Raw genomic sequence first — 21,043 nt, forward strand, 5'->3', positions numbered from 1 at the left:
CAACAGTCCTTATTAATGAGAAATCCTTCTCACGCAATTTTTCTGGCCATCAGATAGATGGCCGGTTCCTGCACAATTTCATCCAACAGATGAATGAATTGAATGCTACGCGCCTGCCACGCCGACGTCGCGTCATCTGCCAGTGGCGCGAATGCCCGGGTCAACAGGGCGGTGTGGCTGGCGTCAATAACAATCTCACCAAAGGTCATCACCCCCAGCATCTTACGTCGGGCTTGCTCCTCTTCGACCTGTGCAAGCCAATCTTCGTATTCCGTCTGTGGGCAGCGGAAGGCGACATTCAGACAATCAATCACGCCAACGTGATGACCGATAGCCAACGAGTAATACATTACCTGGGAGCTGTGTTCCGGCATCTCGTCGCTACTGGCGACAAATTTTTTTCGCAGCGTCCAGAAAACAATTTCCCCGCACTCCTCAGCCATGTAACCCCCGGAGAACGCGAAAGAGTTGCTGAACGATACTATTGAGACGCGGATCGTCGGCTTCGCGCAACCAGGTGTTAACTCGATTTCCTGTAGGATCGTCGCTTAAATGGCGCAGGAGCCGATCGCAAATTTCTCGCCCCTGACGATAGCCCGCCAGCCGCCTCGCTTCTCGCTCAATGGCGATACGCTGTGATGGCGGGATCTGCGGCCATAGCGGTTGCATGGTCACCCCGGTGGGATCGCGATAATCCACAGCGTGAATCTTCTGTTGCAGCAAACCGAGCGCCACGGCGAAACCGTGAATGGTGGCGGCCGGTGTTGGCGGGCAGCCGGGGATCCAAACATCAATGGGGACAATGGTGTCGCTGCCGCCCCAGACGCTGTAGAGATCGTGGAAAATACCGCCGCCGACACCACACGCGCCGTAGGAAACACAGATTTTATGATCGGGGGCAGACTCATATGCCCGAAGTGCAGGCATACGCATCGCCCGGGTGACTGCGCCAGTAAATAACAAAATATCGGCGTGACGCGGTGATGAAACAACCTTAATGCCAAAACGTTCTGCGTCGAATACGGGTGTGATGGCGGCAAAAATTTCGATTTCGCAGGCGTTACAGCCGCCGCAATCGACGCGATAAACGTAAGCCGAGCGACGGATATCCTGTAGCAAATGCTGCTTCATCTTTTGCGTTTGCTCGTCCAGCGTGATGGGCTGGCTGACATGTTGCGTAAGCACTGGACTCATAGCTGCTCCTTAGCCACCAGCGGTTCATCTGTGTCGTCGTTGATCAGCGTCGCGCGCTGTTTGCATTCCGGGCAGACGCTCGCTTGCGCCCGTAACATTTCGCGGTTTTGTGGTGCATTTTGTTGCTGTGCCAACAGTTCTGCAGCCAGTGCGACGGTTTTTTGCGGGGCAAACGGGCGTTCGCAACGGCTGCAACGTTGTAGATGGAACGTCGCGCGGGTATAGAGATCGGCTTTATTGGTGACGGTCAGTTCAAAGTTATTGGTAAGCTGAATGGCTCTGGTCGGGCACACTTCTTCACAACGTCCGCAGTAAATACAACGCCCCAGATAGAGCTGCCAGGTGCGCGTATTTTGCTGGTCGTCGGTCTGGATAGTCAGCGCATTTGCCGGACAAGCACAAGCGCAGGCACCGCAGGCAATACATTGGCTGGGCATCAGGTCCGGTTTCCCGCGAAAGCCTGGGCTGACCTCCAGTGGCGCGAAGGGATATTTCACCGTCGCGGTTCCGGCGCGCATAATAGTTTTCAGTAACTTCAGCATCTTCTGTCCTTACTTCAGCGGCGAACGGTTACGATCAATGCCGTAGCGTTCGATCTCTTTATACGGCACGGTTTTTGACTGGCGCTTGCGCACATCAACCAGCGTCACACGGTCGGTACAGGAGTAGCAGGGATCAAGGCTACCGATAATCAGCGGTGCGTCAGAAACGGTATTGCCGCGCAGCATGTAACGCAGCACTGGCCAGTTGGCGTAGGTGGCGGCACGACAGCGCCAGCGGAACAATTTTTGGTTATCACCGAGCATGCTCCAGTGCACGTCTTCACCACGTGGCGCTTCAACAAAGCCCAGCGCGAATGCGTGAGGTTTATAGCTAAAGCCTTCGGTCAGCAGTGGGGTATCCGGCATGTTGTCGAGGGCAAATTCCAGCATTGCCAGCGAATCAAACGTCTCTTTGACACGGACCATCACGCGGGAGAAGACATCGCCGCCGGTAAAGGTAAACAGCGTTTTGGGAATATTGCCGTAGTCGGCGTAGGGGTGATCAAAGCGCAAATCACGGGCAAAACCACTGCCGCGGATCAGCGGCCCGACAGGGCTATAATCACGGGCGATTTGTCGGTCGAGAATGCCAATGCCCTGAGTGCGTTGTTCCATATTCGGCGTGGCAAGCAGCATCTCTACCAGCTCCGACACGTCGGCGCGCATCTCGCGCACCAGTTTCAGCGTTTGCAGACGTTGCTCTTTGAGAATATCGCGGCGAACACCACCAATCAGATTCAGACCGTAGGTTTTACGCGACCCGGTCAGCAATTCCGCCATCGTCATCGACTTTTCCCGCACGCGGAAAAATTGCATAAAGCCGGTATCAAATCCAACAAAATGGCAGGAGAGGCCAAGGTTGAGCAAATGACTGTGCAGACGTTCGACTTCCAGCAGAATCGAGCGAATAGTATGCGCTCGTTGCGGCACCTCAATCCCCAGTGCATTTTCAACCGAGTTGGTATAGGCCACACTGTGGGCAAAACCGCAAATCCCACACACGCGGTCGGATAAGAAGGTCACTTCGTTGTAGCCCATCCGCGTTTCTGCCAGTTTCTCCATGCCGCGATGGACATAAAACAGGCGGTAATCAGCATCGACAATTTGCTCGCCATCCACAAACAAGCGGAAGTGACCTGGTTCATCGGAGGTGATATGCAGCGGACCGACAGGGATCACCCGCGCATCGCTGTTGCCCTCGTTGATAAACGGATACGTTTCGGTATCAGTCGTCGGTTCAGGGCGCAGTCGATAATCCATCGCGTCTTTGCGCAGCGGATGCATATCTTCCGGCCAGTCATCGGGCAACACCAGGCGACGCTGATCCGGCAGGCCAACCGGAATCAGCCCGTACATATCGCGAATTTCTCGCTCGCCCCAGACCGCGGCAGGGACGCGCGGTGTGACTGACGGAAACTCCCGACTGTCGGCATCGACCAGTGCCTTCACCACGATCCAGCATTTTTCGGCCCCTTCCATAGAAAGGGCATAATAAACCGCGTAATGACCGTTAAGTGTCCGCTCGTCGTTGCCAAACAGGACTGGAAGCCAGCCATCATGTTGATAATAAAGATAATGCACAACGTCAGGCAGCAGATTGATTTTCACCGTAATGGTGACCTGTTCAGGCGTTTGTCGCTCTTCATCCAGCACCGCGCCGGGGAACTGCGTTTTCAGGGCGGCGAGAATCGCTTCGCCACGATTTGACGATGAATTAACGTTCACTGTGTTTCTCCGAAACAGATGCGGTGCCTGAAGGCAAAAAATCATGCCAGGTGCTACGTTGTGCAGGCAGGTCGTGCGTCCCTGAGAGGACTATAGTGGAAGCGCCCGCCAGGATCCTGATGACAGGTTGTGGAATATGCGTTCCCATCGCCAGCATCATGACCAGCAGAATCACCATTGGCGAGGTGGTCAACCAGCCAAGTTCACCCCGGTTAACGGCCTGCGGCGGTTTCGCCATTAACACCCGCGCAGCCATCCGTACCAGGCCCGCCAGCACCAGCGTTAACAGCAATAACAGTAGGACGATAATCAACAGGTGATTACGAGCCAGTCCGGCGGTAACGGTCATAAATTCGCTAAGAAAAATGTTGAAGGGCGGCATCCCGGCCAGCGCCAGCGCACCGCCGCCAAACAGCACGGCGGTAAATGGCATGATTTTGAGCATTCCGCAGACGACGTTGAGATCGCGCGTGCCGTACTTGAGCAGTACATTGCCGGAACCGCAGAACAGCAGCGTTTTTGCCAGACTGTGGTTTAAGGTGTGCAGCAGCGCAGCAAAAATTCCTAGCGGCCCGCCAATGCCTAGCGCCACCGCGACCAGTCCCATGTTCTCCACGCTGGAGTACGCCAGCAGACGCTTAATGTCCCGCTGTACCAGAATGAAAAATGCCGCCACGGCAACCGACAACATGCCGAAGATGAGCAACAACCGGTTGGGGAAATCGCTGCCGATGGCCTGGCAAATAATGATGTAATAGCGAATCAGCACCAACAGCGCGCAGTTCAGCAATACGGCGGAGAGCAGGGCGCTGACCGGACTCGGCGCTTCACTGTGAGCATCCGGCAGCCAGGCGTGCATGGGAAATAGCCCGGTTTTGGTACCAAAGCCAATTAGCACAAACACAAAGGCCAACAGCATTAATGTTGGATCAAGCAAGGACGATTGCTTAAGAACCTCGCTCCAGAATATCGCCATTTCTGCCTGCGGCATAACGCTGGCGGCGTTGGCGTATACCAGCACGGTACCGAACAGACCAAAAGCGACACCAACAGTACAAATAATGATGTACTTCCATGCAGCTTCCAGCGATGAACGCTGACCGTAAATGCCTACCAGAAACGCCGAGCTTAAGGTGGTGGCTTCGATCGCCGCCCACATCACAATCAGGTTATTGCTGGTAACAACCAGCAGCATGGTGAACAAAAACAGATGGAAGAAACCGTAGTAATCGCACAGCGTAACGGGTGAAAGCTCGCCGTGCTCCACTTCATGACGCATGTAGCCAATCGAGTAAACACCGGTGAGAAAGCCAATCACACCAAGAATGGCGAGGAACAAACCGCCCAGACCATCAATATGAAGCCACAGTCCCGCAGCGAATATTTCTCCCGCATCAGCGGCAGTTTGGACCACCCAGAGTGCCAGAATCAGCAGCAGTGTGATCCCTAAGCTATGTAATACTGTCACCGCGCAAGTCGCAGAGTGCCCCCGTTTCCGGCAGGCAAAACAGAGCAGCGAAAAAAGCAGCGGCGTGAGCAGGAGTAAAGCGAACATCACAGAATAACTCATCTCATTATCCCTTCAGCGCGGTCAAGTTGTTCACGTCCAGCGTGCCGTGGGTACGCCATATTTTTCTTGCCAGTAACACCATTACAATGACGGCGAAGATGGCATCGGTAGCGATACCAATTTCCACAAGTTCCGGTGCACGCCAGGCAAGAAGCGCCAGCACCAGATGGGAGCCGTTTTCCATCAGGCAGTAACCAAAAATTTGCCGCAGGATATTGCGCTGGCTGACAATGCACAGCAGGCCAAGCAGAAAATGACCTAACGCCACCGCCAGCGCCGGTTTCAGCCCGGTAGCCATCGGTAGCTTCACGGGCTGAACGACAAATGCGCAAAGCAGGACAATTAACGCCGCGAGCAGTGTCATCATTGCCGGACCGAATAACGCTTTTTCCGGGATGTTCTGGGGAATATTTCGTGCAGCGTAAGTCATGATTAACGGTACCAGCAGCACTTTGGTGATAAAGGCGCTGGCGGACCAGATCAGCAGTTGCTCTGCGGCGAACAGGCACGAGAGAGTGGCGAAAATAGACACCAGCACCAGCGACTGGCAGGCGTAAAATCCGCATGACAGGCGATAGCTTTTGACGCTAATCACAAACAGCGATGTCAGCATCATCAGTCCCGCCAGATTATTTACGATCGTAGAACCGGTCATTCATCATCTCCTTACTGCAACCAGGTCGCGGCGATTACGCTGGAAATCAGCGACATCACAATCAGTACAATCAACACCAGGCGCATTGATCCTGGCAGCGGTGCGGCATCGGCGACGGCCTCGCTCGGTTTGCCAGGCACGACGCGACCAAACCAGCGAATAAACCAGGCGAAACTGGCGACCGATTCAATCATCAGCAGAATCATGGCGGGCAGCAGGATCCAGTACTCCACTGACAACGCAAAACCGGCGGCAAACAGCGGGAATTTACTGAAGAAGCCGTTGAACGGCGGTACGCCGGTAATCGCCAGCGCTGCCACGCAGAAACCCACGCCTGGCAACGGCAGGGTGTGCAATACGCCACGCAGACGCGGCAACAAGCGCGTGCCGCAGCTGTAACTCAGCGCACCTGCTACAAGGAAAAACAGGCTTTTAGCGAACGCGTGGTTGACGATGTAGGCGATGCTGCCCTCCAGCGCCAGCCGCGAACCGAAGATGGAGAGCGACAAGCCGAAAAACATCCAGCCAAGTTGAGTGATGGTCGACCAGGCCAGCAACCGCTTCATATCCTGCTGTGGCAAATACATCAGGAAGCCATAAAGAATGGTGACCAGTGCCATAACCATGCCAACGCCGCCAATCACATGCGGGATATTGCCGCCGTCGATAATGGCCCGGGCAAAAATGTAAACGCCCACTTTCACCATCGATGCGGCGTGGAGATAGGCGCTGATCGGTGTTGGCGCTTCCATTGCATCCGGTAGCCACGCTTGCATCGGTAGCTGGGCCGATTTCCCCCACGCGGCAAACAGGATGCCGCCATAAACCAGATAACGTGCGTCGCCGTGTAACTCGCTCATCGCGCTAAGCGCAAACGTTCCGGTCTGCAAAAACAGCGTGGCGGCGGCAAGATACAACCCCAGCGAACCGATATGAGTGATAAGTAACGCTTTTAGTGCTGAACGCTGCGCTTTATCGCTCTGGTAATAACTGATCAACGCCCAGGAGCAGCCGCCCGTAATTTCAAAAAACAACAACTGACCGAGCAGCGTCGAGGAGAGTACCAGTCCCGCCATCGCGCCGATAAACACCAGCAAAAATGCGTAATAACGATTCGTGCCGTTATGCGGGTGTTCGCGATTTTTATCCGTCAGATAACCCGTGGAGTAGATCGTGACCAGCAAACCGAGAAACACCACCACAAACAGAATCAGCGTACTCACGCGATCAATGACCAGGCCAAACAACGCCACATCCCCCACGTTGACCAACGTCAACGTGACGGCAACTTTATCGGCCTGATAAAACGCGGAGATCAGTGACAACATGCACAGCGTGGTCAGCGCGGCGAACAAAACCCCCCATTCGGCGGCCCGACGTTGTGGCGAAAACGAAACGACCAGTGCGCCGATAAAAGGCAGCAATAACGTCGTCAGAGCAAGATTTTCCATATTCCGTCAGTGCTCCTTACAGACCGGTTAACCAGAAGACCCATGCAAGCGCAGCAAGGCTGAAGCCAAGCCAGGTCACATGGTGAATGAGTAAAAATCGCCCGCGTGCCAGCGTGTTTTCTGCGATTGAGGCCAGTACAAAAATCAGCAAAACCTTGAGCAGCGTAACGACAAGTGAAGTCAGCAGGCAGGCGAGAGAAAGCTCTTGCGCGCGCCCAAAGGGCAGAAACAGGGCCACAAACAGTGATGCCATCACGACCTGTTTCAGCCCCAGCCCCAACTTCGCCAGCGCCAGCCCGGCACCGGAATATTCGGTCAGCGGGCCTTCTTGTAATTCCTGTTCTGCTTCAGCAACATCAAAGGGAATTTTTCCCATCTCAATGAAGCAGGCAAAACCACAGGCCAGTAACGCCAGTACGGTGGTTAGCGGCGAGTTCCAGCCCGTCGCCAGCGTATTGCTGATCATCTCGATATGCGTGGAATCCGCTATCAGCGCCAATACCAGCAGTGAGAGAATGAGCATGGGTTCGACCAGAATGCCGAGCGTCAACTCGCGACTGGCACCGACTCCCGCAAACGGGTTTCCGGTATCCAGCCCTGAAAGAGCAAAGAAAAAACGAAACAGGGCAAGAAGATAGATAAGGGTGATCAGATCGCCGCCGCCCGCAAAAGGGGAAACAGTAATAAATAGTGGTAGGGCCATCGCCAGCACCAGCATGCTGCTGATTAATACCCACGGCATCAGGCGGAACATCAGACCTGAAGATGTCGGCGCAACTTCCTGGCGTTTAAACAGTTTGTGGATATCGCGATAATCCTGCCAGATCCCCGGTCCGCGGCGGGAGTGCATTCGCGCGCGTATCTGCCGGGAAATACCCGTAAAAAGCGGGGTTAGCATCAGCAGAATCACGGCCTGTGCTAACGCAAAAATGACCAGATATCCGTCGCAAAGAGTTTGTCTCATGGTGATTTCCTTAGACGGCAATAGCGATTAGCAGCACAACCAGTGCGGCAACCACATACAGGCAATAGAGACGAAAGTCGCCGCTTTGCAGATGCTGTATTTCTTTGGCCAGCCGTTGGGTGGCGCTCACGATGGGGCGGATCACCCGCTCATCCCAGAAGGATTCTGTGCTCTGAGCCCTGGCGGTGACGTGCGCAAGACCTTTATTTAGCCTCAGCGTAGGGTCGAGCTGTTGTCGTAGACGAAATAGCGCACAAAAGACCACACGCAGCGGCTGCATCACGCCATTGCCTGACGGGGCCATCGCATTTTCCCAGCCGTAGCCGCATGCCCAGGCATCTCCTGTGCGACGAAACGCTGCGCGGCGCGAACGACACCACAGCCAGTAAAGGCCAGGCAGCAAAGGCATCGCCAGTAGTAACAGCAACAGTAATGAGGGAGTGACCCGTGTATGAAACGTGCCGGGTACAAGTGCTATTCCGCTGGCGACAGTGACGGGAGGGGTATTGGTAAACGCATGGGCAATATGCATTATCTTCGGTGCCAGCCAACTGGCACTAAGCGCAATGAATACGCAGAGTGCCGCGAGCAGTAGCATGGCGACGATCATCGTATTTGGCACTTCCTGTGCCTCTTCAGCGTGTGTACTGCGCGGCGCTCCACAAAAAGTAATACCGTACATTTTGACGAAGCACATTACTGCCAGCCCACCAGTGACTGCCAGCATCACCATAGCAATAGGACCCGCAAGTTGTAGCGCTACGGCTTCCACACGACTTAGTGAGAACAGCGACTGCCAGGTGTACCATTCGCTGATAAAACCATTCAGCGGAGGAATGGCTGATATCGCGAGGCAACCAATCAGGCATGCTGCGGCTGTCCACGGCATACGTTTCGCCAGTGCCCCCATTTTTTCCATGTCGTGGGTATGCAAACGCGAAATAATCGCACCCGCGCCGAGAAACAGCAGCCCTTTGAACAGCGCATGGTTGAGCAGATGAAACAGCGCGCCGAGCAGTCCAACAACGGTGAGCAGCGGGTCGTGCAGTGACAGACCGACCATCGCCACACCGACCGCCAGCAAAATAATGCCGACGTTTTCGACGGTACTCCAGGCCAGCAGCCGTTTGATATCCTGTTCCGCCAGCGCATACAGCACGCCCAGGAGCGCGGAGATTGCGCCGATCGCCATCACCAGAATGCCCCACCACAGCGGCAAACCCGTTTGCGCCAGCAGGTCCATCGCTACTTTCAGGATGCCGAAAATACCGATTTTGACCATTACGCCAGACATCAACGCCGAAGCGTGCGATGGTGCGGCAGGGTGAGCGCGTGGCAACCAGCTGTGCAACGGCATCATCCCGGCTTTCGCGCCAAAACCGAAGAAGGCCAGCAGGAACACCGCCGACGCCAGCCCCGGAGAAAGTGAAAGCGTGCGGAAACTGGCAAAATCGAGGCTGCCGCTTTCGCGCCACATCAGCAAGAAGGCGATCATAATCAGCACCGATCCGGCGTGGGCGATAAAAAAGTAGAGCATGCCAGCGTTGATTGACGTTTTATCCTGCCTGGCAATGACCAGAAACCAGGAAGACAGCGACATCATTTCAAACAGCACGATGAACCAAAAAGCGTTGTCCATCACCAGCAGGGCAACCATCGATGCGATGAAAAGATTCATAAAGAAGCCCATTGCCGCCGCGCCTTTGCCCTCGTATTCGCGCATATAAGTCAATGAATAGAGCGAACAAACCACCACCAGCAAGGAGATAACCAGCACCATAAATGCCGAGAGGCTATCCATTCGCAGGGTTAAATCGGCAAAGTCAAAAGGGGTGGCAAAACGGGCGACTAAAGTTACGCCTGCATGTAATTGCGTAATTCCGCTGATGATGCCAATCACGCCACCCACCAGCGATGTGATGCCGGAAAGCTTAATAGCCAGTCTGTCCAGACCGAGTAAAAACAGCGAAGCCAGACTGGCAAACAGATAGAGGATCAGCGACCAGGTTAATAATTGCAGGGCATCCATTAGCGTTGCTCCTGAGTGAGGGAAAGGGGATCCTCCCCGCCATTGGCAAACCAGCTTGCGGCAAGGCGCTGTTTTTCTTTCATCTGACGTTGCAGGCTATCGTCGGTGATCAGCCGTAACGCATGATTCGGGCAAGCGCGAACGCAGGCCGGACCTTCTGGCAAGAAATCACACAGGTCGCATTTCACCGCGACGGTCTGGACACCCGGTTCCCAGCGCAGCAAAGCATGTTGGGTCGACACGTTTACTTCGCCGTCTTTGAGTGAGCCCTCAGCCTGAAAAACATATTGCGCAGGGGCATTTACCGGACGGCTTCCTGAAGCGCTGATTGCGCCAAATGGGCAGACCACGGCACAAAGCTTGCAGCCAATACAGAGGCTTTCGTTGAGTTGGATCGCATCATCCCTCTGGGAGATGGCATTGACCGGGCAGACCTGCAGGCAAGGGGCTTCCTCACAGTGATGACACACGACAGGGGCAGTGAGTGTTGACGTCTTCGCCAGGGCCAGGCGCGGGTGTTGCTGTAAACCTTGCGTTTTATGCACGTCCGAACAGGCAGCGAGACAGGTATTACATCCTGTACACCACAGTGGTTCGGCCACCACAAAGCGGTTCATGTCGGCTCCTTGAAAATGATATGAAACATTGCATTTCATATTGCATAAAGGATGCCAGTCTTATTAATTTAATATATTCAATAAGTTATGAATTAACTGTATTCTGAACGGTACAAAAATGATGGTCATTAACGTTCAGCAAAAAATGAATTCGACACCCGTGTCGCAGGGGAAAGCAAGAATGTGATCTTGATCACGAGAAGTGAGGTGTGCTGACCGCAAGCGCAGCCAGCACGGAATGGAGCAAAGTAATCAGGCGTGTTCTTTCAGCCAGTTCAGCACAACGTCGTGGTGATTGCTGGTTTTGAAATCGTCAAAGACATGTTCGATTTTGCCATCAGCGTCAATCAGGAAGCTGATGCGATGAATACCATCGTAGGTTTTGCCCATGAAGGACTTTTCACCCCAGACGCCGAATTGTTCGCACACCTGGTGGTCCTCATCAGACAGGAGCGTAAAGTTAAGCAGCTCTTTTTCCGCAAAACGGGAGAGTTTTTCGGGTTTATCGGTGCTGATACCCAGCACATCAACGCCCGCTTTTTTCAACTCATCCATGTTATCGCGTAAGCCGCAGGCCTGTACGGTACAGCCGGGGGTCATGGCTTTCGGGTAGAAATAAACCAGAACACGCTGTCCCTGGAAGTCGGTCAAATTAACTTGTTCTCCGTCTTGATCCGGCAAGCTAAATTTCGGTGCGATATCACCGGCTTTCAGTGGATTCATTACTTAACTCCATCCTGTTCATCATGTTGGGAATAATTGACGACGTTAATACTGCCTTGTGCATTGAGTTCTGTACATAGGGCTTTGAATGCTTGCTCAATATTTGCTGCGTCCGCAGATGCGGGGCTGTGGGCGGTTATCTGAATATGCAACTGCGCAGCCCGTTCATTTTCAGCAGGTTGCGTGCGCGACACCAGCTCCGCAATGTTCATATGATGCGCGTCGAAAAGTGCTGTGAAGCGTTCAATTAAATGCGGGGAGTCTGCCACATCGACCTGAACCCAGACAGATGCTGGCATTGGCGGACGCGGACGCGCCGTCGTGCGCTTCATCACGATTAAAAGATCCAGCTCGGCACCTTTCAACGGTAACGTTGATTCAATCAGAGTAATGGCATTCCATGAACCGGAAAGCAGCATGATAAACGTGAACTCTTCTCCCAGCATCGCCAGGCGACTGTCTTCAATATTACAGCCGCAACTACTGACATGACGGGTGATGGTGTTCACAATTCCAGGGCGATCGGCACCCAACGCAGTGATCACCAGATAATGTTGCGATGACAGTGTCAAACTGGTTATTCCTTTAAGGGGTGAGTTGTTCTTAAGGAAAGCATAAAAAAAACATGCATACAACAATCAGAACGGTTCTGTCTGCTTGCTTTTAATGCCATACCAAACGTACCATTGAGACACTTGTTTGCACAGAGGATGGCCCATGTTCACGGGAAGTATTGTCGCGATTGTTACTCCGATGGATGAAAAAGGTAATGTCTGTCGGGCTAGCTTGAAAAAACTGATTGATTATCATGTCGCCAGCGGTACTTCGGCGATCGTTTCTGTTGGCACCACTGGCGAGTCCGCTACCTTAAATCATGACGAACATGCTGATGTGGTGATGATGACGCTGGAGCTGGCTGACGGGCGCATTCCGGTGATTGCCGGGACCGGCGCTAACGCTACTGCGGAAGCCATTAGCCTGACGCAGCGCTTCAATGACAGTGGTATCGTCGGCTGCCTGACGGTAACCCCTTACTACAATCGTCCGTCGCAAGAAGGTTTGTATCAGCATTTCAAAGCCATCGCTGAACATACTGACCTGCCGCAAATTCTGTATAATGTGCCGTCCCGTACTGGCTGCGATCTGCTCCCGGAAACGGTGGGCCGTCTGGCGAAAGTAAAAAATATTATCGGAATCAAAGAGGCAACAGGGAACTTAACGCGTGTAAACCAGATCAAAGAGCTGGTTTCAGATGATTTTTTTCTGCTGAGCGGCGATGATGCGAGCGCGCTGGACTTCATGCAATTAGGCGGTCATGGGGTTATTTCCGTTACGGCTAACGTCGCAGCGCGTGATATGGCCCAGATGTGCAAACTGGCAGCAGAAGGGCATTTTGCCGAGGCACGCGTTATTAATCAGCGTCTGATGCCATTACACAACAAACTATTTGTCGAACCCAATCCAATCCCGGTGAAATGGGCATGTAAGGAACTGGGTCTTGTGGCGACCGATACGCTGCGCCTGCCAATGACACCTATCACCGACAGTGGTCGTGAGACGGTCAGAGCGGCGCTTAAGCATGCCGGTTTGCTGTAAAGTTTAGGGAGATTTGATGGCTTACTCTGTTCAAAAGTCGCGCCTGGCAAAGGTTGCGGGTGTTTCGCTTGTTTTATTACTCGCTGCCTGTAGTTCTGACTCACGCTATAAGCGTCAGGTCAGTGGTGATGAAGCCTACCTGGAAGCGGCACCGCTTGCGGAGCTTCATGCCCCGGCTGGAATGATTTTGCCGGTGACCTCCGGTGATTATGCAATCCCGGTGACCAACGGTAGTGGTGCTGTCGGTAAGGCGCTGGACATTCGTCCACCAGCCCAGCCGCTGGCACTGGTTTCTGGCGCGCGTACCCAGTTCACGGGCGATACCGCTTCATTGCTGGTGGAAAATGGTCGTGGCAATACTCTGTGGCCGCAGGTGGTTAGCGTGCTGCAGGCGAAAAACTACACCATCACCCAACGTGATGATGCTGGTCAGACACTGACCACCGATTGGGTACAATGGAACCGTCTGGACGAAGACGAGCAGTATCGTGGTCGTTATCAAATCTCTGTTAAGCCGCAGGGTTATCAGCAGGCGGTTACGGTTAAACTGCTGAACCTGGAACAGGCGGGCAAACCGGTTGCAGACGCGGCTTCCATGCAGCGTTACAGCACGGAGATGATGAACGTTATTTCCGCCGGTCTGGATAAATCTGCCACTGACGCCGCGAACGCTGCGCAAAATCGTGCCTCCACCACTATGGACGTACAAAGTGCAGCTGATGACACCGGTTTACCAATGCTGGTCGTACGCGGGCCGTTCAATGTGGTTTGGCAACGTCTGCCAGCGGCGCTGGAAAAAGTGGGCATGAAAGTGACCGACAGCACCCGTTCGCAGGGCAACATGGCCGTAACTTACAAGCCGCTGTCTGACAGCGACTGGCAGGAACTGGGCGCGAGCGATCCAGGCCTGGCATCCGGTGACTATAAACTGCAGGTTGGCGATTTAGATAACCGCAGCAGCCTACAGTTCATCGATCCGAAAGGTCATACTCTGACTCAGAGTCAGAACGACGCGCTGGTAGCTGTCTTCCAGGCTGCGTTTAGCAAGTAAAAATACAGGGCTGGAGTCATCCGGCCCTTTTTTCTGATATGATACGCAAACGTGTGCGTCGGCAGGAAAACGCGATTTTAGCGGTAATTCGCACTAAATTTGTTTGTCGGACGTAGGTCGGATAAGGCGTTCTTGCCGCATCTGACAAAACATCCGGCACACCAGACAGCAAAAGATTTTAAAACGTTAATTCACACCCAGGAGTGATAAAGATGCAAAAGCAAGCTGAGTTGTATCGTGGTAAAGCGAAAACCGTATACAGCACGGAAAACCCGGACCTGTTGGTGCTCGAATTCCGCAATGATACGTCAGCAGGGGATGGCGCGCGCATTGAGCAGTTTGATCGCAAAGGTATGGTGAACAACAAGTTCAACTACTTCATTATGAGCAAACTGGCTGAAGCGGGTATCCCGACTCAAATGGAGCGTCTGCTCTCCGATACCGAATGTCTGGTGAAAAAGCTGGATATGGTGCCGGTTGAGTGTGTCGTGCGTAACCGTGCTGCTGGCTCTCTGGTGAAACGACTTGGAATCGAAGAAGGTATTGAGCTGAACCCGCCGCTGTTCGATCTGTTCCTGAAAAACGACGCCATGCACGATCCGATGGTCAACGAATCTTACTGCGAAACCTTTGGCTGGGTAAGTAAAGAGAACCTGGCGCGTATGAAAGAGCTGACCTACAAAGCGAACGACGTGCTGAAAAAACTGTTCGATGATGCTGGTCTGATTTTGGTCGACTTTAAACTGGAGTTTGGCCTGTACAAAGGTGAAGTGGTACTGGGCGATGAGTTCTCCCCGGACGGCAGCCGCCTGTGGGACAAAGAAACGCTGGAGAAAATGGACAAAGACCGTTTCCGCCAGAGCCTCGGTGGCCTGATCGAAGCCTATGAAGCCGTCGCCCGCCGCCTGGGTGTACAGCTGGACTGATTTTTCTGTTCATCATCTTGCCGTGCAGCTGGCACGGCAAGACAACCGCTCTCGGCAGATGTGCATTGAACGCTCATTCCTCCGCCATTTCATCCCGCTTTCCTGTGGTAATCTTCCTCTGAACCACCTACGATCATTTCTATAATGAATATATTGTTGAGGTATCTATGCGTTGGCAAGGGCGACGTGAAAGTGACAATGTTGAAGACAGGCGCAACAGCTCTGGTGGTCCGTCAATGGGCGGTCCAGGTTTTCGCCTGCCAAGCGGTAAAGGCGGGCTGATTTTACTGATAGTCGTGCTGGTTGCAGGCTACTATGGCGTTGATTTAACCGGGTTGATGACCGGACAGCCGGTTTCTCAACAGCAATCAACACGGTCAATTAGTCCTAATGAAGACGAAGCCGCAAAATTCACTTCGGTGATTCTGGCAACCACGGAAGACACCTGGGGACAGCAATTCGAGAAGATGGGTAAAACCTATCAGCAACCGAAGCTGGTCATGTACCGTGGAATGACGCGCACCGGCTGCGGGGCGGGCCAGTCCATTATGGGACCGTTCTATTGCCCGGCGGATGGCACGGTTTATATCGATCTCTCCTTCTATGATGACATGAAAGACAAACTTGGCGCGGATGGCGATTTTGCCCAGGGGTACGTTATCGCCCATGAAGTCGGTCATCATGTGCAGAAACTGTTAGGCATCGAGCCGAAAGTTCGTCAACTGCAACAAAACGCGACGCAGGCGGAAGTGAACCGCTTATCTGTGCGTATGGAACTCCAGGCCGACTGTTTTGCCGGTGTCTGGGGGCATAGTATGCAGCAGCAAGGTGTTCTGGAAACCGGCGATCTGGAAGAGGCGCTGAACGCGGCGCAGGCCATCGGCGATGACCGTTTACAACAGCAAAGTCAGGGGCGAGTAGTACCAGACAGTTTCACTCATGGTACTTCTCAGCAACGCTACAGCTGGTTTAAACGTGGTTTCGACAGCGGCGATCCGGCACAATGCAATACTTTTGGTAAAAGCATTTAACTTCCGGGGCAGGGATGGCTGAACTGACTGCGCTTCACACATTAACAGCGCAAATGAAACGTGAAGGGATCCGCCGCTTGCTGGTGTTGAGCGGGGAAGAGGGTTGGTGTTTTGATCATGCGCTTAAGTTGCGTGATGCCTTACCTGGCGACTGGCTGTGGATTTCGCCGCAGCCAGTCGCTGAAAACCACTGTTTTCCCTCGGCGCTACAAACTTTACTTGGGCGCGAATTCCGGCATGCGGTATTCGACGCCCGCCACGGCTTTGATGCCGCTGCCTTTGCAGCACTTAGCGGAACGTTGAAAGCGGGAAGCTGGCTGGTGTTGTTACTCCCTGTATGGGAAGAGTGGGAAAACCAACCTGATGCCGACTCGCTGCGCTGGAGTGATTGCCCTGACCCTATTGCGACGCCGCATTTTGTCCAGCATCTCAAACGCGTACTTACGGCGAATAACGACGCTATCCTCTGGCGGCAGAACCAGCCGTTCTCGTTGGCGCATTTTACTCCCCGTACTGACTGGCACCCCGCGACCGGCGCACCACAACCAGAACAACAGCAACTCTTACAGCAGTTACTGACCATGCCGCCGGGCGTGGCAGCGGTAACGGCTGCGCGTGGGCGCGGTAAATCGGCGTTGGCAGGGCAACTCATTTCTCGTATTGCGGGCAGTGCGATTGTCACCGCGCCCGCAAAAGCGGCAACGGATGTACTGGCACAATTTGCGGGCGAGAAGTTTCGCTTTATTGCGCCGGATGCCTTGTTAGCCAGCGATGAGCAAGCCGACTGGCTGGTGGTCGATGAAGCCGCAGCTATACCTGCGCCGTTGTTGCATCAACTGGTATCGCGTTTTCCTCGAACGTTGTTAACCACTACGGTGCAGGGCTACGAAGGCACCGGACGTGGTTTTTTGCTGAAATTTTGCGCTCGCTTTCCGCATTTACACCGTTTTGAACTACAACAGCCGATCCGCTGGGCGCAGGGATGCCCGCTGGAAAAAATGGTTAGTGAGGCACTGGTGTTTGACGATGAAAACTTCACCCATACACCACAAGGCAATATCGTCATTGCCGCATTTGAACAGACGTTATGGCGAAGTGAGCCAGAAACGCCGTTAAAGGTTTATCAATTATTGTCTGGTGCGCACTACCGGACTTCGCCGCTGGATTTACGCCGCATGATGGATGCACCAGGTCAACATTTTTTACAGGCGGCTGGCGAAAACGAGATTGCCGGAGCGCTGTGGCTGGTGGATGAGGGCGGATTATCTCAAGAACTCAGTCAGGCGGTATGGGCGGGTTTTCGTCGCCCGCGGGGTAATCTGGTGGCCCAGTCGCTGGCGGCGCACGGCAGCAATCCTCTAGCGGCGACATTGCGCGGAAGGCGGGTCAGCCGGATAGCAGTTCATCCGGCTCGTCAGCGGGAAGGCACAGGGCGGCAACTTATTGCTGGTGCTTTGCAATATACGCATGACCTCGACTATCTTTCAGTGAGTTTTGGTTACACCAGGGAGTTATGGCGTTTCTGGCAACGCTGCGGTTTTGTGCTGGTGCGAATGGGTAATCATCGTGAAGCCAGCAGCGGTTGCTATACGGCGATGGCGCTGTTACCGATGAGTGATGCGGGTAAACAGCTGGCTGAACGTGAGCATTACCGTTTACGTCGCGATGCGCAAGCTCTCGCGCAGTGGAATGGCGAAACGCTCCCTGTTGATCCACGAAACGATGCCGTCCTTTCTGACGACGACTGGCTTGAACTGGCCGGTTTTGCTTTCGCTCATCGTCCGCTATTAACGTCGTTAGGTTGCTTAATGCGTCTGTTACAAACCAGCGAACTGGCATTACCGGCGCTGCGTGGGCGTTTACAGAAAAACGCCAGTGACGCGCAGTTATGTACCACACTTAAACTTTCAGGCCGTAAGCTGTTACTGGTCCGTCAACGCGAAGAAGCCGCGCAGGCGCTGTTCGCACTTGATGATGTTCGCACTGAGCGTTTGCGCGATCGCATAACGCAATGGTAATTTTTTCACTGACTCCTTCAATTTTCTCCCATGGTCATTGTGAGTCAGCGGCGTAAAATTAATGACATCAGTTAAGGAGTTCGCCATGAAACATGACCATTTTGTTGTTCAAAGCCCGGATAAACCTGCGCAACAGTTGTTACTGCTTTTCCACGGTGTCGGGGATAACCCGGTGGCAATGGGGGAAATAGGTAGCTGGTTTGCACCGCTGTTTCCTGATGCGCTGGTGGTGAGTGTCGGTGGCGCGGAGCCGAGCGGTAATCCGGCGGGGCGTCAGTGGTTTTCGGTGCAGGGTATTACGGAAGATAATCGCCAGGAGCGTGTGGATGCCATCATGCCGACGTTTATTGAAACGGTGCGCTACTGGCAGAAACAGAGCGGAGTAGGGGCTAACGCCACGGCGCTAATCGGTTTCTCTCAAGGCGCGATTATGGCGCTGGAGAGCATTAAAGCCAAACCGGGCCTTGCCTCACGCGTCATTGCCTTTAACGGACGCTATGCCAGCCTGCCGGAAACCGCGTCTACAGCCACGACAATTCACCTGATTCATGGCGGTGAAGATCCGGTTATCGATCTGGCGCATGCGGTTGCGGCGCAGGAAGCGTTAATCAGTGCCGGTGGTGACGTGACGCTGGATATCGTGGAGGATTTAGGCCATGCGATCGACAATCGCAGTATGCAATTTGCCCTGGATCACTTGCGTTATACCATTCCGAAACATTATTTCGACGAAGCGCTAAGTGGCGGTAAGCCTGGCAATGATGATGTGATTGAAATGATGTAATAATAACCGGGTAGGCCTGATAAGACTGTATCAGGCATCATGGCCGGATGTGGCGTGAACGCCTTATCCGGCCGCTCAGCTTACTTCTTCGGTTGATCCTTTTTCGGCCAGTCGTCGTCATCGTCCCACTTATCGTTGAAATCACGATGCGGGGGAAGCTCCGGCTTGTTGGCGAGAAATTTCTTATGGTCGACGCGCTTGAGATCTTTAATCACGTTCAGCAGGACGCCTACCAAAAAGACAATCACCAGAATCCACCAATATTTAGCCAGCCAGTCCATGCTTATTTCCTCTTGCAGAACCACTCATCAGGCGACGAGCTGTTCCATGATACGTTGATACATACGGGCAAGTAGCTGCAGGTCGGCAGCGTTCACACATTCATTAATTTTATGAATAGTGGCATTGACCGGCCCGAGTTCCACCACCTGCGCCCCCATGCGGGCAATAAAGCGCCCGTCGGACGTTCCGCCTGTGGTCAGTAGCTGCGGTTTAATTTCATTATAGTGCTCAACCGCGTTAACGACCGCATCCACCAGTTTACCGCGCGCGGTCAAAAATGGCTGCCCGGAAAGCCACCATTCCACCGTATAACGCAGTTGATGTTTTTCAAGCAGGGCAAGTACCTGCGCTTTGATCATCTCATCAGTCAGTTCGGTGCTGAAGCGGAAGTTAAACTGCACAAACAGTTCACCCGGAATAACGTTGTTACTGCCCGTTCCCGCCTGAATATTGGCAATCTGCATACTGGTCGCCGGGAAGAATTCATTGCCCTGATCCCACTCAATAGCCACTAATTCATTAAGGAAAGGTGCTGCGCGATGTACCGGATTGTCAGCCAGATGTGGGTAGGCAACATGCCCCTGCACGCCATGAATGGTGAGGTTGCAGGTTAACGATCCGCGACGACCATTTTTCACCACATCACCTACCACTTCGATACTCGACGGTTCGCCAACCAGGCAGTAATCGAGACGCTCATTACGTGCCATCAACGCTTCGACGACTTTTACCGTACCGTTATGGGCACTGGCTTCTTCATCAGAAGTGATCAGAAATGCCAGTCGACCTGCATGGTTGGGATGTTGTGCGACAAAGCGTTCTGCCGCTACCACCATCGCTGCCAGCGAGCCTTTCATATCTGCCGCACCGCGCCCGAATAACATGCCATCACGAATGGTGGGTTCAAACGGCGGATTGATCCAACGATCGGCGTCGCCAGGCGGCACCACGTCGGTATGCCCGGCAAAGGCCAACGTTTCACCTTGCCCACGCCATGCCCAAAAATTCTGCGTATCGGCAAAATCCATGCGTTCAACGGTAAAACCGATCGCCTGCAAACGTTCAATCAACAAAGCCTGACATCCTGCGTCATCAGGACTCAGGGAAGGGCGGCGAATAAGCTGTTGTGTCAGCTCAATAACCGGGCACGACATAGACTACACCTCATGGAAAAATTGCTGATAACTGGAATCACTAAAACCCAGCAGCATAGGCTTACCAGGCGCGCAGAGCAATGGACGTTTGATAATTGCAGGCATTTCAGTCATTAATGCCGCCGCAGAGGCCGCATCAGTGATTTTATTGCGGGTGGTTTCGTCCAGTTTACGCCAGGTTGTACCACGGGTGTTGAGTAACGCTTCCCAGCCTAATTCGTTGATAAAACCGTTCAATAATTCGCTGTCCAGCCCATCGACGCGGTAATCATGAAAACGATAGTCGATGTTATTGGCTTCCAGCCAACGGCGAGCCTTTTTAATGGTGTCACAATTTTTGATACCGTAAAGTGTAACCATAATGAATCCTTTTTCGATTTATGAGAATAAATACTCATTTAAGAGTGAAAACATTTTGCCTGCAAATGATTATCAGGAAATATAACATTATCGAAGTATTCAAATTAACAACTATTAAATAATATTAAACATTTTTAACGTAAACATTAAGAATATTCATCTTGTTATCTGTCTGTATTTTAACCAGAATTAAATCAGTATTAGATGCCGTATGAATATCTCGAAATGTTGCTGTGTATCACATACAAATCATCACCGCAGGACCATAGTATTTACATAAGGTTTGTCCCCCGGAGGTAGTCATCGCAGCAATCGAGTAAATTAGCTTCACCACGGTATATTGTTTCCGTAGAATACCCATAATTATAAGA

At 53.1% G+C, this 21,043-nt stretch carries 21 protein-coding genes; 6 read left to right on the forward strand and 15 right to left on the reverse strand.

The window, feature by feature from the left end; genetic code table 11:
• Positions 1 to 29: 29 nt before the first annotated feature.
• The 12 genes from hyfJ to ACJHXB_RS18195 form a co-directional block, all read right to left on the reverse strand.
• Positions 30 to 443, reverse strand: a complete 414-nt coding sequence (gene hyfJ, locus ACJHXB_RS18140) for a hydrogenase 4 assembly chaperone HyfJ (protein WP_000796790.1) — start codon at positions 441 to 443, stop codon at positions 30 to 32.
• Positions 436 to 1,194 (reverse strand): hydrogenase 4 catalytic subunit HyfI, encoded by a 759-nt coding sequence (gene hyfI / locus ACJHXB_RS18145; RefSeq protein ID WP_000075547.1) that lies wholly within the window; start codon positions 1,192 to 1,194, stop codon positions 436 to 438. The genes hyfJ and hyfI overlap by 8 nt, the downstream gene beginning before the upstream one ends.
• Positions 1,191 to 1,736 (reverse strand): hydrogenase 4 subunit H, encoded by a 546-nt coding sequence (hyfH, locus tag ACJHXB_RS18150; RefSeq protein WP_000916072.1) that lies wholly within the window; start codon positions 1,734 to 1,736, stop codon positions 1,191 to 1,193. Before hyfH ends, hyfI begins: the two co-directional genes overlap by 4 nt.
• A 9-nt stretch (positions 1,737 to 1,745) precedes the next feature.
• Positions 1,746 to 3,461 carry a hydrogenase 4 catalytic subunit HyfG gene (gene hyfG / locus ACJHXB_RS18155; RefSeq protein ID WP_001102312.1) on the reverse strand — a complete coding sequence of 572 codons (1,716 nt, stop codon included), beginning with the start codon at positions 3,459 to 3,461 and terminating at the stop codon, positions 1,746 to 1,748.
• Positions 3,451 to 5,031 (reverse strand): hydrogenase 4 subunit F, encoded by a 1,581-nt coding sequence (hyfF, locus tag ACJHXB_RS18160; protein ID WP_042002986.1) that lies wholly within the window; start codon positions 5,029 to 5,031, stop codon positions 3,451 to 3,453. Before hyfF ends, hyfG begins: the two co-directional genes overlap by 11 nt.
• Positions 5,032 to 5,035: 4 nt before the next feature.
• Positions 5,036 to 5,686, reverse strand: coding sequence for a hydrogenase 4 membrane subunit (gene hyfE, locus ACJHXB_RS18165; protein WP_087891232.1), 651 nt, complete (start codon positions 5,684 to 5,686; stop codon positions 5,036 to 5,038).
• A gap of 11 nt (positions 5,687 to 5,697) precedes the next feature.
• On the reverse strand, positions 5,698 to 7,137 hold the full coding sequence (hyfD, locus tag ACJHXB_RS18170; RefSeq protein WP_000429104.1) for a hydrogenase 4 subunit HyfD: 1,440 nt from the start codon (positions 7,135 to 7,137) through the stop codon (positions 5,698 to 5,700).
• Between the two features lie 16 nt (positions 7,138 to 7,153).
• Positions 7,154 to 8,101 carry a hydrogenase 4 subunit HyfC gene (hyfC, locus tag ACJHXB_RS18175; RefSeq protein WP_410233524.1) on the reverse strand — a complete coding sequence of 316 codons (948 nt, stop codon included), beginning with the start codon at positions 8,099 to 8,101 and terminating at the stop codon, positions 7,154 to 7,156.
• Positions 8,102 to 8,111: 10 nt separating this feature from the next.
• The gene (hyfB, locus tag ACJHXB_RS18180; protein WP_097446943.1) at positions 8,112 to 10,130 is read right to left on the reverse strand and encodes a hydrogenase 4 subunit B; all 2,019 of its coding nucleotides are present in this window, start codon (positions 10,128 to 10,130) and stop codon (positions 8,112 to 8,114) included.
• Entirely contained in the window at positions 10,130 to 10,747 is a 618-nt protein-coding gene (gene hyfA / locus ACJHXB_RS18185; protein ID WP_001559575.1) for a hydrogenase 4 subunit HyfA, read from the reverse strand. The genes hyfB and hyfA overlap by 1 nt, the downstream gene beginning before the upstream one ends.
• A gap of 252 nt (positions 10,748 to 10,999) precedes the next feature.
• Entirely contained in the window at positions 11,000 to 11,470 is a 471-nt protein-coding gene (bcp, locus tag ACJHXB_RS18190) for a thioredoxin-dependent thiol peroxidase (protein WP_001068682.1), read from the reverse strand.
• The gene (locus ACJHXB_RS18195) at positions 11,470 to 12,042 is read right to left on the reverse strand and encodes a glycine cleavage system transcriptional repressor (RefSeq protein WP_000176187.1); all 573 of its coding nucleotides are present in this window, start codon (positions 12,040 to 12,042) and stop codon (positions 11,470 to 11,472) included. Before ACJHXB_RS18195 ends, bcp begins: the two co-directional genes overlap by 1 nt.
• Positions 12,043 to 12,187: 145 nt before the next feature.
• On the opposite strand from ACJHXB_RS18195, the gene dapA reads away from it, so the two are divergent.
• From dapA to ypfH, 6 genes are all read left to right on the forward strand, one after another.
• Positions 12,188 to 13,066 carry a 4-hydroxy-tetrahydrodipicolinate synthase gene (dapA, locus tag ACJHXB_RS18200; protein ID WP_001314926.1) on the forward strand — a complete coding sequence of 293 codons (879 nt, stop codon included), beginning with the start codon at positions 12,188 to 12,190 and terminating at the stop codon, positions 13,064 to 13,066.
• A gap of 16 nt (positions 13,067 to 13,082) precedes the next feature.
• A complete protein-coding gene (gene bamC / locus ACJHXB_RS18205) occupies positions 13,083 to 14,117 on the forward strand; it encodes an outer membrane protein assembly factor BamC (protein WP_001297320.1) in 1,035 nt (344 codons plus the stop codon).
• Positions 14,118 to 14,329: 212 nt separating this feature from the next.
• Positions 14,330 to 15,043, forward strand: a complete 714-nt coding sequence (gene purC, locus ACJHXB_RS18210) for a phosphoribosylaminoimidazolesuccinocarboxamide synthase (protein WP_001295467.1) — start codon at positions 14,330 to 14,332, stop codon at positions 15,041 to 15,043.
• Positions 15,044 to 15,210: 167 nt separating this feature from the next.
• Positions 15,211 to 16,074: a neutral zinc metallopeptidase gene (locus ACJHXB_RS18215; protein ID WP_001267498.1), complete on the forward strand. Its 864-nt coding sequence runs from the start codon at positions 15,211 to 15,213 to the stop codon at positions 16,072 to 16,074.
• Positions 16,075 to 16,088: 14 nt separating this feature from the next.
• Complete coding sequence (gene tmcA / locus ACJHXB_RS18220) at positions 16,089 to 18,092, forward strand: tRNA cytosine(34) acetyltransferase TmcA (RefSeq protein WP_000829347.1); 2,004 nt, start codon at positions 16,089 to 16,091, stop codon at positions 18,090 to 18,092.
• A gap of 85 nt (positions 18,093 to 18,177) precedes the next feature.
• Positions 18,178 to 18,876: an esterase gene (gene ypfH, locus ACJHXB_RS18225; protein ID WP_000679833.1), complete on the forward strand. Its 699-nt coding sequence runs from the start codon at positions 18,178 to 18,180 to the stop codon at positions 18,874 to 18,876.
• A gap of 80 nt (positions 18,877 to 18,956) precedes the next feature.
• Here the strand turns inward: ypfH and ACJHXB_RS18230 are convergent, their stop codons facing one another.
• Genes ACJHXB_RS18230 through ACJHXB_RS18240 form a run of 3 tightly spaced genes read right to left on the reverse strand, consistent with a single transcriptional unit; the run spans position 18,957 to position 20,672 of the window.
• Positions 18,957 to 19,157, reverse strand: coding sequence for a YpfN family protein (locus tag ACJHXB_RS18230; protein WP_000383836.1), 201 nt, complete (start codon positions 19,155 to 19,157; stop codon positions 18,957 to 18,959).
• Between the two features lie 27 nt (positions 19,158 to 19,184).
• Complete coding sequence (dapE, locus tag ACJHXB_RS18235; protein WP_001277792.1) at positions 19,185 to 20,312, reverse strand: succinyl-diaminopimelate desuccinylase; 1,128 nt, start codon at positions 20,310 to 20,312, stop codon at positions 19,185 to 19,187.
• A 3-nt stretch (positions 20,313 to 20,315) separates the two neighbouring features.
• Entirely contained in the window at positions 20,316 to 20,672 is a 357-nt protein-coding gene (locus ACJHXB_RS18240) for an ArsC family reductase (RefSeq protein ID WP_000258247.1), read from the reverse strand.
• Between the last annotated feature and the right edge of the window lie 371 nt (positions 20,673 to 21,043).

The organism is Escherichia sp. WS3227_2 (assembly GCF_046486495.1).
In the GTDB taxonomy this organism is placed as follows: Bacteria; Pseudomonadota; Gammaproteobacteria; order Enterobacterales; family Enterobacteriaceae; genus Escherichia; species Escherichia coli.